This window comes from Paenibacillus hodogayensis, assembly GCF_039536325.1.
In the GTDB taxonomy this organism is placed as follows: Bacteria; Bacillota; Bacilli; order Paenibacillales; family NBRC-103111; genus Paenibacillus_AB; species Paenibacillus_AB hodogayensis.
This window is the reverse complement of sequence record NZ_BAAAYO010000020.1, coordinates 26,148-40,286: the sequence shown is the minus strand read 5'-3', so window position 1 is coordinate 40,286 and position 14,139 is coordinate 26,148. Positions and strand designations below refer to the sequence as shown.

Here is a 14,139-nt window from a genome sequence, read left to right as displayed (position 1 = left end):
CCGGTTCCGAAAGGTCCGTACTTTCAAAAGCACGGTTCAAATGGTGACAAAGTTGTTAACAAAGCAAAATTCGCTTGCAACGGTTGACTGGGCACGATAACATAGAAGAAAATGAGAATAAGTGTGTTTATTTATTCGATGGTTACCATAAGGAGGTCCCTAGCTATGTTTTTGGCAGATGAAGCAGCTGCGGCAAGTACGTCCAACTTCCATACGTTCGATCTTTTCATGATTTTGTTCACGATCCTGTTGATCGTCGCGTTGGTGAGAGGCGTCGCGGCGCCGGTTAAAAATAAATTTGCGATCGGTTTTAGCGCTTTCAGCCTTTTCGTGTTCCTCGTACTGGACGTGTTCATGGTTCAAGGCTGGATGGGCTAAGAGCCGGATAGCTTCAGGAAACGAATCGGTCATACCTTGTAATACTTTCGGTAAAGAGGAATGTCGGGCACTCAGGCCCGGCATTTTTTTGTTTTCGGCGAGTGCCTGTTTTAGCCCCTGCGGGCTCAGCCTGTTGGCCTTCTACCTCCCCGGTTTGCGGATTTCCCTTCCCATAGGGCACGACAAAGACCGTTAGGCTGCTAGAACCCAACGGTTTTCTGGGAAAGGACCGGTCTTTTTCAAAAATGAAGCAAGCCTTTATAAATTCGCAGCACGACATCGCTGTTGCCGCTGTAGACGATAACGGCGAAGGTGACGATCAGCTGCGTGCAGATGCAGCGGAAGTAGAAGTAGGAGCGCGATACTTTTTTACGATTGACCAACGACAGTTGCAGCAAGCTTTCCATCGCCATCCATATCCCGTGGTACAGTCCCCATAGCAGGTACAACCACGAGAACCCGTGCCACAAGCCGATGCCGAGCATGATCACAATGGACAATCCGGCCGCCGCTCCTCTTGACGAAAACCGGCGCGAAAAAATCATGAAGATGTGATCACGGAACCAGTCTCCCAGCGTAGCGTGCCAATTGCGCCAATATTGGGTCAGCGTAGGCGACAGGAACGGCTGCTTGAAGTTTTCTGGAATCGTATAGCCCATCAGCCGGCCGAAACCGATGGCGATATCGGAGTAGCCGGAGAAGTCGAAATATATAAGCGCATAGAACCAGATCATCAAAAACAGGCTGTGGTAAAACTTCAAGTCATGATCGAGCACGTCATGGAAGACGACCGTCATTCCCGCCACCAGCACGACCTTCTTGAACAAGCCGAGTATGATTCGTTTAATACCGGCTTCGAAGTCTTTGGCCGATACGGTGTACGGCTTCCGGGAGTCGGCCATAAAGTCGCGGAATTTTAAAATCGGTCCGGACGTAAAGGTCGGAATGAAAAGCAAATAATTGACGAAATCGAGCAGCGGCGCCTTGCCGTCCTTACCGATATAGTAGGCGAAGTAGTAGGCATCGATGACCTTTAGCACGGTGTAGATTAGACCGAATAAGTAGATCGCGTCGAATAACGGATGCTCCAGCACGTTCATGCCAAACAGCCGCAGCGAAGAGACGCCAGCCACATTCAGCACAATCGCTGCACCGAACAGCAGTCTCTTGCCCTTTGGCGCATAGCACAGCCACACATATCCCGCATAGTTGATCAGGACATAGACAGCCGAGAACAAGAACAGCTTCCGGCTGAACAGATACAGGAAGCAGAGGTTGAACAAGAGCACGAGTATTCGTTTGTTGTGCGGCCAACGCCGCGTGAGCAGCAGCACGACGACCATGCCGAGCAGCGCGGCCAAGGCGTGCAGGTTCAACAAGTAAGACATGGGAGGGCTCCTTTGGAAATAGGCGGAAGCTTAAAAGCCTTCATAGATGAACAGCCCTTTGCCCGTAAAGCAAATGGCCACCAGCGCGAGCATGATCGCATACGCGATCACTTCGCCGGCTTTTCGAAGGATTGCAGCCATCGGTCCACCTCCGAGGTAAATTTCGGCGCGCCGGTTTCCCGGTTCAAGTGCACCAGATCGTGAAATTCGTCCGGCTTGAAGGCGTCGGCCAAATCGAGCATCGGAATGGCGTTCGCTTGCAGCGTCTTGTTCACGCTCTGTCTCAACGCCTGCCAGTATTTCGGCTGCGGATAGGCCGGATCGGGATTCAGCGGCATCCATACGACTTGAAGCGGCAGCCCGTTTTGCTGCGCATAGGCGACCACCCAATCCAGGGCGGCGAGGTTGTCCTTCATATCTGCAAGCGTCATCCAGTAATAATGCTCCTCGTACCGCTGTAAGTCCTTCTTCAACTGTTCCGCAGGTTCGTGGCCAAAATATAGCTCTTTGTCCATCCAGCGAGGCACGTACGTATGGAAATCGAGCTTGCCCGAACGGGCTCCCGTCCAAGCGTTGCGAAGCCATTCGCTGCCCGCATCCTGGAAATAGTCCCGGTAGTAGAACAGATAGGGACTATACCAAGGCCGGGACCAAGGAAAACGCGGGTCGGTCTGCATCTGATCCAGCATCGTGTGGACATCGATCCCGACCACCAGCCTCTGCTTGGGTTCATACAGCCCTCTCTGCAAAATTTCCTTCAGATCGGTCAATTTCCCGTACGACATCCCCATCTCCACAAGCGGCCGCTTCGCCTTGTCTTCCATATAGGCGCCCGTTACCGCCGAGTTTCCGAAGAAGACGGCGCCGGAGCGTTGCCATTGATGGTGAATAAGCGTCTTCGTAAAATCGTCTTTCTCGAACCGCTCGGAAACCGACATCGGATCGCGCCAGGCTACGAACGCATCGAGGAGCGCGAAGACAATGACGAGCAGCAGCACGAAGCTGTTTTTTCTCACATACGTCCATACCTTCATGACAATCACTCGTTATTTGGATTTATTGTGCCATGCGTGATACTGCTCGCGGAACGTTGCAGGCCAGCCCGCTTCATCCAAGCCGAATTGCGCCAGGAAGGCGAACACCCACCGCTCCAGGCCGAAGCCGATACAGCCGGTCGTGGCCGGCCGTTTGCCGGTCTTGATATCGAACGCCGTGCCGAAAGCGGTGCTGTGGAAGTTAACCGAGCTGCAGGCGATCGATTTGTTGATGGACGGAATGGTCAAGCGCATTTCATATTTCATTTCCTGATTGCGCTGGAACGAGGCCTTCACTTGAAAATCGTTCGTGAAGAACGGATCGTTGGCGTTCTCGATCAGACAGTCAATCTCCCATTCGATAGCCAACTGCTTGAGATGCTCTACCGCTTTCAGGCGGTTTTCACGGACGAATTCCGGCTTGCCGACGAGAATGATTTCCCGCATGCTGAAGTCGAGCAGCCGACCGAAATCGGTATGGTTTTTCGACTCGTAGCGGTGGCATTTGGCTACGGCGGTCGCGACAATACCGTCGCCCTCCAACGTCTCGCCTTGCAGCCCCTCGTAGCAGTGGTAGCAGGTGGAGGGGTTCATGGCAAAGCGCGGCTTCGGCATATTGCGATTCAGATCGAGCGGCGCGTCTTCTTTCCAGCCACCGGCGGCACGGATCGAATCGGAGAACGACTCGATGACGTCCAGATCGTCCCGCAGATGGCTCAGAAAATGCAAATGCTCCGGAAACGAAGTGAAATGGTTCGTTTTGTCCAACGTCGACAAATGAATGATGGCCGGATACGATTCTTCCTTGGCTCCGAACGCCTTGGCAATCCGCTGCACGAACGTATCGTCGAAGAAGCGCAGCAGGCTGGAGAACGGCTCGCGGAATATAAACAGCCCCGGGTCGAGTACTTTGATCGTTTTGGCTGCGACCAGGTCGGCGATAATATCGCCGCGATAAGGCATCCTGCCGCGATTTTCGAATAAGATATGCTCTTTAAAGCCAAAGTCGCCCTTGGAGAAACGCTCGATCAGCTTTTCTACGCCGGCCTGGATGCGATCGCTGCCGGCGGGGTCGCGATGGACGATCGTCAATGTCCCGTTATCCAAACGAACGTCGTCGATGTACTCGCTGACGAAGGCCGAAGCGTACTTCAATTGCCCGTGCTGATTCGGGTCAAGACGCTCGAGAGAAATGGTATAAAGGGTCGAATTATCGGTTTTCATGGTATTACCTCCCCGTCTTCGCCGCGATAAAGGTGGCGATCTCCGTGATCGTATTCAGCGAATAGAGCATCAAATCTTGATTCGTCACTTGAATGCCGTACGTTTTCTCGATATGGGCGATCAAAGCTGTAGCCCCGATCGAATCGATAAACCCGTAGTCGAACAAATGAACGTCGGTACCAAAATCATCGTCGTCGTTTTCGATCTCGTAACGTTCACGGATATGACGTTCGAGCTGCTCTATGATCTCATCCATGGCAAAGTCTCCTTTGGTCTGAAAAGGCTGAATTCCATTCTTGGAACCGCGGTCGGAACGGGTCAGGGTCATTGCCGCGACGCGAGGGCCAAAGCGTTAACGCGCCTCAGTCGCTAGGCATCGTGACGGTGATGCTTGTCTTATCTCCGAAATGGGTGACCGTGTACAGATTGCGGTCGGGGTCTTTCTCGATCTTCAAGTCGTCTCCGGCGATTTGGAGCGGCAGCGGGCCATACAGCTTGATCTGCTGCATACCCTCGGAATCAAGCTTTATGTTCCAGACGGAGCCGCTGTTCTCGATTCGGACCGGTACGTTGGAGCGGACGATATGGAAAGGCTCGTCGCCCCACTGGACGGAAACGCTCGTCAATCGGCGCAATCCGAGACCAATATACAGCTTGTCGCCGTTGTTCGTAAAGGCCGGAGAATCGGTAGCGAACGGATAGCCGTCGTATTTCTCCCCGGGCTCGAAGACGACGCCGGCGGTGTCGCGGTATTCCGCGGCCATGTCCGGCACGTCCCGCGTGTCCGCGGAGATGGATAGCGTCAGATGAAGACCGCGCCCGAGCTTCGTTTTCAATTTGTCGATTGCATATAACAGCCAAGGACGTTCCACGCGAATATCGCTTTTCATCGCGGAGAGGAACGAGCGGGCCATTTGCGGTTCCGACATGAAATTGTAGTCATACGACGTTCGCAGTTCGTCGAAGAAGCGAACAAACTCGGTCAGCATGGCCGTTTTGGCCGGATCGTCGTATTGGTACTCGATATGCTCGAAATAATCGATCGGCATATCCAAGGCGGCTTGCGATTTGTATAGATCCGCCGTCCCAGCCGTTTCTCCGGGTCTGAACAGAAAGCCGGGGGCATATAGCAGCATCGGCGATTTTAGCTTGTCGTCCTCCAGCAGGAAAGGGAAGCTCCATATAAAGTCTTGTCCCCACTGCGGCTCGGTCGGACTGTTGGACGGCTTGAACCCGAAATTGTACCAAATATCGGCCTCGTTCTCGTTGCGCAGCGTCTGCAGCCGGTCCATTTGGTTAATGCGCCACGTATGCTGGTTCGTCCCGGTTTTCGTCCACGGCAAGCCGAGCGCGGCGAACGTTTTGCGCTGCAGTTCCAGCTCCAGCTTCTCCTGCTCCGGGCTAAGGAAGCTATGCATGTAGACGTGCGGCACGATCTCCAGCTTGTTCGTCCGCGCGTAGTCGAGAAAAGCCTGGAGCTCTGGCTTGTGCGGGAAGGCCGGATCGTCCAGCGCTACCGGCTTGCTGTACTGGAGCTGTCCGACAATCAGATCCTCTTTGCCGTCATGGTTCAGATCGGCCCACAGCGGTACGGAATATTGACCGCCGACGAGCGCCTTGGTGCCCATCTGGTTGCTCGTCTGGCCGGCGATAGGGCCTTGCGGCACCCAAGTTCCGTCACGCTGCACATAAACGAGCAGGTCGCCTTCGCTATTGCCGATCGCGAGATCGGCTTTCCCGTCGCCATTCATGTCGCGCACCGCCGGAGCGGCGTATTTGGCGTCAATGGTAAATAGCGGTACGGCTGGGCCGAAGTGCAGTGGTTGGCCGGCAACACCGTAATAGGCCGTCACGTTCCCGTCCGCGTCCCCAACGACCAGGTCCGGTACGCCGTCCCCGTTAAGGTCGCCCAGGGCGGGAGCGGAGTTAGCGGCGGCGCGAATCGGTTTTCCGCCGGACAGCAGCGGGACGGGAGCCGCAAAGCCGCCCTTTGGCTGGCGAAGCAGCGCTACGATGGAGCCGTCGGCGCTGCCGACGATCAGATCGGTCAAGCCGTTGCCCCGCAAGCTTGCCGCTGTTACGGTAGCGTAGCCGTCGGTGCGGAATAGCTGCCCGTTGTCCAGTCGGAGCTTCTCGGGGGCCCCGAAGCCGTCCGGATAAGCGGAGCCTTCCGGCACCATTTGCGTCGTCAGCGTCGTCCCCGCGTTCGCGTAACGGTACACATAGCCGTCGGCGCTGCCGACAAGCAGATCGGGCTTACCGTCGCCGTTCAGGTCGGCCAGAGCGGGATAAGCGCGATAAGGCAGCTCCAGTCTCATACCGAGCTGGTTTTTACCCGGATACGCCGCCACGGTCAGCGGGGAGCCTTGGCTGGCCAGCAGCGTGCCGCTGGAATAGAACGAGTTCGGGAATTCCCCGACGAATCGAGGTTCGGCGTTCGTACCCGTATTCAAGTGGACGGTGACGCCCTCATACCAGTGATGCCAGTCGAACGACGAACGGACAAGTGAGAACGAAGGAAGCTGGTTGTACGTCTTGAGCAGCTCGGCCCAGGCGATTCCTTCCTTATGCTCGATGGCCGGCAGCGCCTCGAAATGGTTCTGGTAGGCCATCGCGGGCCGTCCGTATGGGCCTAGCACTTTTTTCAGGCTATAACCCAGCGTTTCCTTCGATACATAGGCCATATACTCGTTGCGAAGCAGATGATTGGCCGCAGCGAAAGCGAAATGAAAGTAAGGCTCCTGCGGAAGCCCTGTTTTAAAGTCGAAATAAAGCGACCGGCCGGGCGTCGCCAGCGCCTTGTCGTGCATCTCTGCCCGAGTCGGGAAGCCTTTGGCAGGATCCATCCCGCTTTGCAGATCGAAGCCGGTAATAAAGTAGCGGTTCGGCAAAAACGTGCTGGCGGCCATAACGGTTCCGCTCCCGTACCGATTTACCGTAAACAGCGCTTGGCCGTTCATCGCGACTACCGTTTCCGCGGTGGCAGGGACGATCGCTTGCCCCCAGTCGAAGCCCGGCATCGTGTCGTTCATATCGGTTATGTAGCCATGGGCGGTATAATTATCGGCAAATTGCTTGAAAACCTGCTGGATGCCCTGCACATTCCCGCGTACCGCCGGATAATCGAACTTGGGCTTGGCCATACTGGTGACCGGCACCAGCGCGGATGCGCCCAGCAGTGGCATCGGCAGGTCGGCGAGCAGATCGTTCTCGACGAACAGATGGCCGCCCTGTTTGACATAGGTTTCGAGCTTCGGAACGGCGTCCCGAAGAACAGCCGAATGCTTCAAGGAGACGTCGAGATAAATCGCGTCGTAGGAGGCCAGGTTTCGTCCGCTCAGCTTGTCCAGCGAAAATCGATTCATTTCGGCGTTGGCGACGAGCGATTGTTGAAAGTTCAGATAAGCCGCCTGGTCGTAAGCGTCTCCGTTGCTCGCATACAGCAGCCTTACCCGTTCCTGCCTGTGGCCGAAGACGAGCGCGAACACTGCGACGAGCAGAAGGGCGCCGGCGAACCAGGCCGCTTGTTTGCGCAATGACAAAGCGATCCCTCAAAACTTGTAGGATGGTCGTTCCGGTTCGAATGGTGTCGATTTGGTTAAAGGACTAGTGACATTATAGCATTTCGGATACGGCTTGTTAAACATTTGACGAATGGGCGGGGAGAAAGTTGCCGCTTATGCTCCACTTTTGTCGGACGGTCGGCTATAATTCGAGACAAGGAGTTCCACCAAGGAGGATGAAGGTCTCATGGAAAAGCATACGGTCGTTTGTTTGGGCGAGCTGTTGATTGATTTCGTGCCGGATGTAAACGGATTGCCGCTTTCGCAAGTCGAAGCGTTTCATAGAGCGGCGGGGGGAGCTCCCGCCAACGTAGCGGCGGCCGTGGCCAAGCTGGGCGGACGTTCGCGGTTTATCGGAAAAGTCGGCCGGGATCCGTTCGGGCGGTATTTGCACGAGGCGCTCCGGGAGGCCGGAGTGGAGCCGGCGCTGGTCGAGACGGACGAAGCGCGTACCGGCTTGGCGTTCGTTTCTTTAAAGGAAGACGGGGAGCGGGATTTTATCTTTTATCGCGAGCCTGGGGCGGATATGCTGCTTCGCAAGGAGGATGTGCGGGAGGAATGGCTGAGAGATACGGCCATTTTCCACTTCGGATCGCTGTCCCTGATTGTGGAGCCGAGCCGCAGCGCCACGCTGGACGCTGCCCGAAGGGCAAGAGCCCGCGGTGCCCTCGTCTCCTACGATCCGAACGTGCGTCTGCCGCTGTGGCCGAACGCAGAGACCGCCCGACGGATCATTCTCGACCAGCTGCCATTCGCCGATCTGGTGAAGGTGAGCGAGGAGGAGGTCGGATTTCTGTATGAAGGCGCGGATACGGAAGAAGGCGTGCGTCTGATGCTCAGCCTGGGACCGCGCTGCGTCATCGTCACCTTGGGCTCCGCTGGCTGCCGCGTATTTACGCGGACGATCGAGACGACGGTGTCCGGCGTGAAGGTCGAGGCTGTCGACACGACCGGGGCGGGAGACGGCTTCGTAGGCGGTCTGTTGTGGGGACTGGCGGAGGCCGGGGTGAAGGCGGCGGAGCTGGAGAAGGCGATGGAGGACCGGGCCTTTGCGGAGAGGACGCTGCGTCTTGCCAATGCCGTAGGCGCCTTGACCACGACCCGGCGGGGAGCGATTCCGGCACTGCCTGCGCTTTCCCAAGTTAACGAGAAGCTTGGCGAGGAGGGTTGAACGGATGGCAAACGTTTTTGTCATATCCGACCATCATTTCGGCCATAAATCGATTATCGATTTCGAATCGCGTCCTTTCGGCGACGCCGAGGAGATGACCGAGACGATGATCGACCGCTGGAACGCCGTCGTCGGGTCCGACGACAAAGTGTTTCATTTGGGCGACTTCTCCTTTTTGAACAAAGAGAAGACGCGGGGAATCGTGGATCGGCTGCATGGATACAAGACACTGATTATGGGCAACCACGACCGGGGGCGTTCCCGGACATGGTGGCTCGAAGCCGGTTTTGACGAGGTCAGCGAGCATCCGATCGTATACGCGGGCTTTTTCTTTCTCTCGCACGAGCCGATGTATATGAATAAGCATATGCCGTACGTGAACATTCACGGTCATATTCATGGCCAGAAATACGAAGGCAGCCACTATATCAACGTCAGCGTGGAGCATTGGGATTATACGCCCGTCTCGTTTGACGAAATCCGGCGGCTGGTCGTTCCGAACGAAGAGCAGTAACTGACCTAGGCTCCCGATCCGAGCGGCTCGGACACTGCCGAAAACAGCTCCCTGCTTCTTCCTCCGCAGGCGGGATGGCATGAACCTCTCCTTTTCTGGTAAACTGGTAGAATAGAGAGCGGTATTCGACCGTTTCACGCAAGACATTGGAGGAACGAGACATGCGCGAAGATATTCGCATCGAACATATTGAACTGCTGGCCCCTGCCGGCGATTGGGACTGCTTGAGGGCGGCCGTGGCCAATGGGGCCGACGCCGTCTTCTTCGGCGTGGACAAATTCAATGCCCGCGTGAGGGCAAAAAATTTTACGATGGACGAGCTCCCGGATGTAATGTCTTTCCTGCATCTGTACGGAGTGAAAGGCTTCGTGACATTCAATATTCTCGTGTTCGAGGAAGAATTGAACGATGCCAAAAAACTGATCGAAGCGTGCATCGATGCCGGGGTGGACGCCGTGATCGTGCAGGATCTCGGGCTTGTGAAGCTGATCCGCGATATATCGCCGGACTTCCCGATCCACGGCTCGACGCAGATGACGATCACTTCGCCGGAGGCCGTGGAGTTTACGAAGCCTTTCGATATTGAACGGGTAGTGCTCGGGCGGGAGAACAACCTGAAGCAGATCCGTCAGATCGGCGATCAAGCGAAGCTGCCGATGGAAGTGTTCGTGCACGGGGCGTTATGCGTGTCCTATTCCGGGCAATGCCTCACGTCGGAAATGTGGGGAGGCCGCTCGGCCAACCGCGGCGAATGCGCCCAGGCGTGCCGCTTGCCGTACGACCTGATGATCGATGGCGTGCAGAAGCCGATGGGCGATATCGCCTACCTGCTGTCCCCCAAAGATTTGGCGGCTCTGGAGCTTGTGCCGGAGCTGATCGAGGCGGGTGTCACGTCGTTTAAAATCGAGGGACGTCTGAAATCGCCGGAGTATGTGGCCAATGTGGTCGGCAAATACCGCAAGGCGATCGACAGCTATTTCGCCGGACGCGATCCGTTGCCGTCCAAGGAAGAGCTGCGCGAGCTGCAGCAGAGCTTTTCCCGGGGATTCACGTACGGTTTCCTCAAAGGGACGGACAATAAGCAACTGGTGGAAGGAACGTTTCCGAAAAGCCGTGGCGTCTATCTGGGCCGGGTCAAGCAGTTGCTTCGCGACGGGGTGCTGTGCGAGCTGGAGGCTCCGCTCAAGCGCGGAGACGGCATCGTGTTCGATGCCGGGGACCCGACCAAGCCGGAGGAGGGCGGGCGAGTCTACGACATTCGCCGTAAAGGCCAGAAGCTGGAGGGCGAAGCGGCTGGCGGCCTAATCGAGATCGTCCCGGGGAGGAACGACGTCGATCTGAAGAGGGTGCGCGTCGGCGACCGAATTTGGAAGACAAGCGATCCTCATCTGGACAAGCGTCTGCGTCAGACGTTCGAAACCGACAAGCCTTACCGCGTATTCCCGGTGCGCGTCGCTGTGAAAGGAAGGCTCGGCGAGCCGCTGCAGGCGGTATGGACGGACGAGCAGACGGGCCAGGAGGTAGAGGTGCGCTCGGAGCTGCATGCCGTGCAGGCGGAGAAGCGCCCGATGGACCGGACGTTGTTCGAGGAGCAATTCGGGCGGCTCGGCGGCACTTATTTTGCCCTGAGCGCTTTGGATTTGGATTTGGAGGGATCGCTGATCGTTCCGATGCGGGAGCTGAACCAGATGCGCCGTCAGGCGGTGGAGCTGCTGGCCGAAGCTAGGCAGAAGCCGCCACGCTACGTGAAGCGCGAGGTGGACGTATACGGCGACGCGCACCGGATAGTTCCGGCTGGATCGTTCGCCGCCGGCTCGGACGCTCCGTCTTTAGCTGCTACAGGCTCCGTGTCGACGGACGGGGCAGGTTTGAGGCAAGAGCCGCGGCTAATTGCGCTATGCCGCAATGTGGAGCAGGTGAAAGCGGTATTGACCACGGACGTAGAGTGGGTGTACGCCGATTTCGAATTCATTAAGCAGTTCCCTGCAGCGATCGAAGCGGTTCGTGCGGCTGGGCGGAAAATCGCGCTGGCGACGCCGCGCATTCATATGCCGAACGAAACCGGTTATTTCAAAAATATGCTGAACCTGCGTCCCGACGCCATGCTGATCCGCAATACGGGCGCGATGTATTATTTCATGAAGCACCGCGCGGAAAGCAAAGACGGCTATACGCCGGAGCTGATCGGGGATTTCTCGCTGAATGCGGTCAATCACAAGACGGTCGAGCTGTTCGCCGATGCCGGCTGCAGCCGCGTCACGCCGTCGTACGACCTGAACATTCAGCAGATGATCGACCTGCTTCGCCGTACCGACCCGTCGCAGGTGGAGATTGTGATCCACCAGCATTTGCCGATGTTCCATACCGAGCATTGCGTGTACTGCACGTTTTTGAGCGAAGGGACGAATTATACGAATTGCGGGCGGCCTTGCGAGGAACACCGGGTGTCGCTTCAGGACCGGATCGGCATGTCGCACCCGGTGCGGGTGGACGAAGGCTGCCGGAATACCGTATACAATGCCATCGAACAATCGGGTGCGGAATATTTGCCGCAGTTCCGGGAGCTGGGCGTGACCGCTTATCGCGTCGAGTTTTTGGAGGAGTCGCCGGAACAGGTTCGCGAGGTGCTCGATCTGTACGGACGGGCGCTGGCGGGGAAAATATCCGGAACGACCGTTTGGCGGTCGTTGAAGGCTACCAATCAGCTGGGTGTTACGCGCGGGCAACTGGTGAAATAAAAGAAAATGCGTGATAAGTCCACAAGAGAATCCCGGTTCATAGGGGTTCTCTTTTTTTATACGTCGGGAAAGCCGGTGGATGTAGCCGAATAAAAAACACTTTTCCACCGCTGTGTCAGTCCCGTCGACTAATCGACAAATGTGCGGTTCAGCTTGGCAAGCAGGTGAAGGAACTGATCGGACTCGTCAGGCGTCCATCCTTCGAACAGCTTGGCGAAGCGGGCCAGGCGCAGCTCCTTTGTTTTGCGCAGCTCCGCCGAACCGGACTCCGTAATCTCAAAAGAACTGGCCCGTCCGTCCGTCGGGTCGGGCAAACGGTGGATGTAAAGCTTGCTTTCCAGAGCGGCCGTCTGGCGGCTGATGGTGGAAATATCCAGCCGGAATTGCTCGGCCAGCGATTTGACTCCGGTCGGCCCGTGGACAGACAAATGATGAAGAAGCAAGTACGCCGACCTTTCCAGCGTTCCAAGCTTCTTATCCATTGCCACAGCCGTTGCCCTCCGACCGAATGTAGCCAGCTCCAGATCGAGCGCCTCCAGATCGTGCTTGTCCATTCGTTATCAACCTCCTGCTTTCCTTCTCTTATTCGTTAACTTTACCCGAAATCTCGCGGAAAGGGCAAGCCGTGACCCTACGGGGTTTTTGCGGAAATCCATTGACACTGCCGAATGAAGTTGTATAATACAAATAAATAATAATTGTACTATACAATTAGTTTTGGGCTCCCATGGATGTTAGCGGATGAAGGATAAAGCTTTTATTTTGGATAATTTGGAGGCTATCGATGATGTCAACCGTTTCGACAGACCCGCAGTATCAGGAAATCCGTCAGCGCTCCGGCACGTTCAGCCAGCCTTTGGCGGTTTGGGCCGTTGCGTTCGCTTGCGTTATCTCCTTTATGGGCATTGGGCTGGTCGACCCGATCTTGCCGGCTATCGCCAAGAAGATGGACGCTACGCCCAGTCAGGTCTCGCTATTATTTACCAGCTACAATCTCGTTACCGGCATCGCGATGCTGATTACTGGCTTCGTCTCAAGCCGATTGGGGACCAAGTGGACGCTGATCATGGGGATTTTGCTTATCGTTTTATTTTCCGCTCTTGCCGGCAATTCCGATACCATCAATGCAATCGTGGGACTTCGTGGGGGATGGGGCCTTGGCAATTCGCTGTTTTTGGCCACCGCCCTCTCGGCGATCGTCGGTTTATCCACGTCCGGAACGGCAAAGGCGATTATTTTCTATGAAGCCGCGCTGGGTCTAGGTATAGCGGTTGGTCCGCTGCTTGGCGGCGAACTCGGCTCGATTTCGTGGCGAGGTCCGTTTTTTGGAGTCAGCGTGCTGATGGGTATAGCGTTTCTTTTTCTGCTTGTGATTATGCCTAACGTGGCTAAGCCCAAGAAGCCAAGTCCGCTCAGCGCGCCGTTCAGAGCGCTTGCTTATCCGGGGTTGCTGACGCTCGGGTTGGCCGCTTTTTTGTACAACTTCGGTTTCTTTACTCTGATGGCTTACTCGCCTTATGTGATGGAGCTGAACGAGCGGGGGCTGGGTTATGTGTTTTTCGGCTGGGGACTGCTTCTCGCCGTTACTTCGGTGTTCGTGGCGCCAAAGCTGCAGAAGCGGTTGGGCACGGTCGCTTCGATCAGCATCGTGCTTACTTTGTTCGCCATCGTTCTGTTCGTTATGGGCGCGGGGGCGTACACCCCGACAGTCATTATTGCATGCGTAGTCGTTTCCGGCGTTTTTCTCGGTATTAACAACACGCTGATTACAACGGCGGTTATGGAATCGGCTCCGGTAGAACGCTCTGTCGCATCCGCCGCCTATAGCTTCGTCCGGTTCATGGGCGGAGCAATCTCGCCATGGCTTGCGGGCAAGTTGGCCGAGTGGTTCAGTCCGCGTATCCCGTTTTTCTTCGGAGCTTGCATGGTGTTACTTGGTGTTATTATCGTTCTGGCGCGGCGAAGACATTTGGCAAACATTGACGATGCAGTGTCGCATGGTTGAGGGGATCGGTGATGATTGTGAAGTGACGCTCGGGCTTGCATTTGCGAAGTATAGTTCTCTACCTATAGTTAACCAAGTATAAACCGTAGCGCCATATTCCCATTATAGGATAAAATTAGAAGAA

11 protein-coding genes are annotated in these 14,139 nt (G+C 56.1%); 5 read left to right on the top strand and 6 right to left on the bottom strand.

Translation table 11 applies throughout. From position 1 onward, the window contains the following. The first annotated feature begins 165 nt into the window (after window positions 1–165). On the top strand, window positions 166–378 hold the full coding sequence (locus ABD796_RS32550) for a hypothetical protein (RefSeq protein ID WP_344916384.1): 213 nt from the start codon (window positions 166–168) through the stop codon (window positions 376–378). Between the two features lie 239 nt (window positions 379–617). On the opposite strand, the gene ABD796_RS32545 is transcribed toward ABD796_RS32550, so the two are convergent. The 5 genes from ABD796_RS32545 to ABD796_RS32525 all read right to left on the bottom strand — a co-directional run bounded on the left by ABD796_RS32545 (window position 618) and on the right by ABD796_RS32525 (window position 7,566). Continuing rightward, window positions 618–1,766 carry an MBOAT family O-acyltransferase gene (locus tag ABD796_RS32545; RefSeq protein ID WP_344916382.1) on the bottom strand — a complete coding sequence of 383 codons (1,149 nt, stop codon included), beginning with the start codon at window positions 1,764–1,766 and terminating at the stop codon, window positions 618–620. Window positions 1,767–1,873: 107 nt separating this feature from the next. Further along, the gene (locus tag ABD796_RS32540; RefSeq protein WP_344916380.1) at window positions 1,874–2,800 is read right to left on the bottom strand and encodes a type 2 periplasmic-binding domain-containing protein; all 927 of its coding nucleotides are present in this window, start codon (window positions 2,798–2,800) and stop codon (window positions 1,874–1,876) included. Between the two features lie 12 nt (window positions 2,801–2,812). After that, window positions 2,813–4,024, bottom strand: a complete 1,212-nt coding sequence (locus ABD796_RS32535) for a class-II aminoacyl-tRNA synthetase family protein (RefSeq protein WP_344916378.1) — start codon at window positions 4,022–4,024, stop codon at window positions 2,813–2,815. 4 nt (window positions 4,025–4,028) lie between these two features. Further along, on the bottom strand, window positions 4,029–4,280 hold the full coding sequence (locus ABD796_RS32530) for an acyl carrier protein (protein ID WP_344916377.1): 252 nt from the start codon (window positions 4,278–4,280) through the stop codon (window positions 4,029–4,031). Between the two features lie 106 nt (window positions 4,281–4,386). Beyond that, a complete protein-coding gene (locus tag ABD796_RS32525; RefSeq protein WP_344916375.1) occupies window positions 4,387–7,566 on the bottom strand; it encodes an FG-GAP repeat domain-containing protein in 3,180 nt (1,059 codons plus the stop codon). Between the two features lie 208 nt (window positions 7,567–7,774). Between ABD796_RS32525 and ABD796_RS32520 the strand changes: the two genes are divergently transcribed. From ABD796_RS32520 to ABD796_RS32510, 3 genes are all read left to right on the top strand, one after another. Beyond that, window positions 7,775–8,758: a PfkB family carbohydrate kinase gene (locus ABD796_RS32520; RefSeq protein WP_344916373.1), complete on the top strand. Its 984-nt coding sequence runs from the start codon at window positions 7,775–7,777 to the stop codon at window positions 8,756–8,758. Window positions 8,759–8,762: 4 nt separating this feature from the next. Beyond that, window positions 8,763–9,272, top strand: coding sequence for a phosphoesterase (locus tag ABD796_RS32515; protein WP_344916371.1), 510 nt, complete (start codon window positions 8,763–8,765; stop codon window positions 9,270–9,272). A 161-nt stretch (window positions 9,273–9,433) separates the two neighbouring features. Next, a complete protein-coding gene (locus tag ABD796_RS32510) occupies window positions 9,434–12,010 on the top strand; it encodes a U32 family peptidase (protein ID WP_344916370.1) in 2,577 nt (858 codons plus the stop codon). A gap of 128 nt (window positions 12,011–12,138) precedes the next feature. On the opposite strand, the gene ABD796_RS32505 is transcribed toward ABD796_RS32510, so the two are convergent. Further along, the gene (locus ABD796_RS32505; RefSeq protein ID WP_344916369.1) at window positions 12,139–12,564 is read right to left on the bottom strand and encodes a MarR family winged helix-turn-helix transcriptional regulator; all 426 of its coding nucleotides are present in this window, start codon (window positions 12,562–12,564) and stop codon (window positions 12,139–12,141) included. A 230-nt stretch (window positions 12,565–12,794) separates the two neighbouring features. On the opposite strand from ABD796_RS32505, the gene ABD796_RS32500 reads away from it, so the two are divergent. Continuing rightward, on the top strand, window positions 12,795–14,015 hold the full coding sequence (locus tag ABD796_RS32500; protein WP_379120915.1) for an MFS transporter: 1,221 nt from the start codon (window positions 12,795–12,797) through the stop codon (window positions 14,013–14,015). Window positions 14,016–14,139: the final 124 nt, after the last annotated feature.

Coding starts and splice junctions, on each gene's coding strand:
- ABD796_RS32510 (WP_344916370.1), top strand. CDS start 9,434: ATGCGCGAAGATATTCGCATCGAACATATTGAACTGCTGGCCCCTGCC.
- ABD796_RS32530 (WP_344916377.1), bottom strand. CDS start 4,280: ATGGATGAGATCATAGAGCAGCTCGAACGTCATATCCGTGAACGTTAC.
- ABD796_RS32540 (WP_344916380.1), bottom strand. CDS start 2,800: ATGAAGGTATGGACGTATGTGAGAAAAAACAGCTTCGTGCTGCTGCTC.
- ABD796_RS32500 (WP_379120915.1), top strand. CDS start 12,795: ATGATGTCAACCGTTTCGACAGACCCGCAGTATCAGGAAATCCGTCAG.
- ABD796_RS32535 (WP_344916378.1), bottom strand. CDS start 4,024: ATGAAAACCGATAATTCGACCCTTTATACCATTTCTCTCGAGCGTCTT.
- ABD796_RS32515 (WP_344916371.1), top strand. CDS start 8,763: ATGGCAAACGTTTTTGTCATATCCGACCATCATTTCGGCCATAAATCG.
- ABD796_RS32505 (WP_344916369.1), bottom strand. CDS start 12,564: ATGGACAAGCACGATCTGGAGGCGCTCGATCTGGAGCTGGCTACATTC.
- ABD796_RS32550 (WP_344916384.1), top strand. CDS start 166: ATGTTTTTGGCAGATGAAGCAGCTGCGGCAAGTACGTCCAACTTCCAT.
- ABD796_RS32545 (WP_344916382.1), bottom strand. CDS start 1,766: ATGTCTTACTTGTTGAACCTGCACGCCTTGGCCGCGCTGCTCGGCATG.
- ABD796_RS32520 (WP_344916373.1), top strand. CDS start 7,775: ATGGAAAAGCATACGGTCGTTTGTTTGGGCGAGCTGTTGATTGATTTC.